At 44.3% G+C, this 2,459-nt stretch carries 1 protein-coding gene; it reads left to right on the plus strand.

Translation table 11 applies throughout. The annotated features are described in order from the left end of the window. Positions 1-2,216, plus strand: a 2,216-nt coding sequence (locus AC1DSE_RS34145; RefSeq protein ID WP_477529002.1) for an efflux RND transporter permease subunit, incomplete at its 5' end; no start/stop codon positions are given. Positions 2,217-2,459: the final 243 nt, after the last annotated feature.

The raw sequence follows: 2,459 nt of genomic DNA on the forward strand, positions 1-2,459 counted from the left end.
ACTCCATTGGGTTTAACGTAGTCAAAGCGGCTGATTCCAATACGGTTGACGTTGTTAATAATGTAAAAGCAGAAATAAAAGAGCTTGAAGGCAATAATGATGGTTTGTCTATTGTAACGACACTTGATCAAGGCAAGCCGATCGAGGATTCCGTTCACACGATGTTAAGCAAGGCGGTAATTGGCGCATTGTTCGCTGTCATTATCATTATGATTTTCTTGCGCGATATTCGTTCCACGATTATTGCTGTTGTTTCGATTCCACTTTCCATCCTGATCGCTCTTCTGATTTTGAGTCGGATGGATATTACACTGAACATTATGACACTTGGTGCGATGACCGTCGCGATTGGGCGGGTAATCGATGACTCGATTGTCGTTATCGAGAATGTATATCGTCGAATGGCGCTCCCTACAGAGAAGATGAAGGGCAAGGAATTAATTCTTGATGCGACGAAGGAAATGTTCGTACCGATTTTGGCTTCCACAATCGTAACGATAGCCGTATTCTTGCCTCTTGGACTTGTTTCGGRCATGATTGGTGAAATGTTCCTGCCGTTTGCATTAACGATTGTATTTGCTCTACTAGCATCATTGCTTGTTGCCATTACGGTTGTACCAATGCTGGCGCATATGATGTTCCGCAAAGGGATGAAAGCTGGCAAGGCGCATCACGATAAGCCGGGCCGCTTAGCGGAATGGTACAAAGGTGCACTTCGCTGGTCGCTTGATCATAAATTGGTTACTTTTGGTTTAGCAACACTTCTACTTATCGGAAGTTTGTTCCTGCTCCCAGTGATTGGAACGAGCTTCATCGCTGGCGACGAACAGAAAATGATGATTGTTTCCTATAATCCAGCACCTGGAGAAACACTTGAACAGGTAGAGAAAATGGCTCTTGAAGCTGAAAAGAAATTGCTCGATCGTGAAGGTGTTACAGTCGTGCAATATGCAGTCGGCAGCCAAAATCCATTTAGCCCAGGAGCTTCAAAACAAGCGTTGTTTAACTTGAGCTATGATGAGAATTATGCTGGTTTTACTGCTGAGAAAGAAAAAATTGTACCTATGCTGCAAGAGCTAGGCGGCAAAGGCGAATGGAAACAGCAGGATTTCGGAGGCGGAGGTCTTGGCGGATCGGGCATATCGATGCTTGTGTATGGTCCGGATATGAACACGGTTCAACCTATCGTGGATGACCTTATGAAGAAGCTTGCAGATCATAAGGATTTGAAAAATATTGATTCCAGCTTATCAGAAACGTATGAGCAGTATCGCCTTGTAGCTAATCAAGAGAAGCTTAGTCAAAACGGATTAACAGCAGGCCAGATTGCAATGGCACTTAGTCCGGTTCGCGAGCGTCCCGTTCTGACGACAGTAGAAGTGGATGGCGAGGAATTTAACGTTTATGTGAAGGTTGATACAAAAACCTATACGAATAAATCAGATCTAGAGAATGTAAAATTGACTACTCAGTTAGGTACTGAAGTTGCTTTGAAAGATGTCGTGACTATCGAAGAAGGTGAATCGCCGAATACGATAACAAGACGTGATGGTCGTATGTATGCTGAGATTTCAGCAGATGCAACTTCATCTGACGTCGGCAAGGTTTCGGCAGAATTGCAGAAAATGATTGATGAGACTGATCTTCCTGCTGGCGTCGATATCGAAATGGGCGGAGTAACGGAGCAGATCAATGAGTCATTTATGCAGCTAGGCTTAGCAATGCTTGCAGCGATTGCTGTCGTTTATCTTGTGCTTGTCATTACATTTGGTGGAGGACTTACACCATTCGCAATTCTGTTCTCCCTTCCGTTTACGATTATCGGTGCACTAGTAGCACTGTTAATTGCAGGAGAAACACTGAGCGTTACCGCAATGATCGGTGCCCTGATGCTTATTGGTATCGTGGTCACGAATGCGATCGTCCTTGTTGACCGTGTTATTCAAAAAGAGAGAGAAGGACTTTCCGTCCGCGAATCACTTATTGAAGCAGCGGGTACACGTCTTCGTCCGATTCTAATGACGGCGATTGCAACCGTTGGTGCATTGCTTCCGCTTGCATTTGGATTCGAATCAGGCGGTTTGATTTCTAAAGGTATGGCGGTTACCGTAATTGGCGGCTTGACGAGCTCAACACTGCTCACGCTCATTATCGTACCTATCGTTTATGAGTTCTTGAACCGTAAACGCAAACCACGCACTGCAGAAGAAGCATAACGATTCGAGATAGCAGAGAGGCTGTCACAAGGTTGATATGCTCCCCAAATAGTAGACAGGTGAAATAATAAAAAACCTGTTGCTATGAGGGGAGCATTTTCATGTCTAAAGTTAAATATTCCGCATCAGAGAAACTTACCATAATCGGAGAGATCGAAAGTGGTGAACTTGGCTCTATGGCCGCTGCGTATAAATATGGCTTATCAAAAACAACATTGGCGAAATGGCAACGGAGGTATAAAG

The sequence above is a fragment of the Paenibacillus sp. 01L418 genome, from assembly GCF_056400045.1.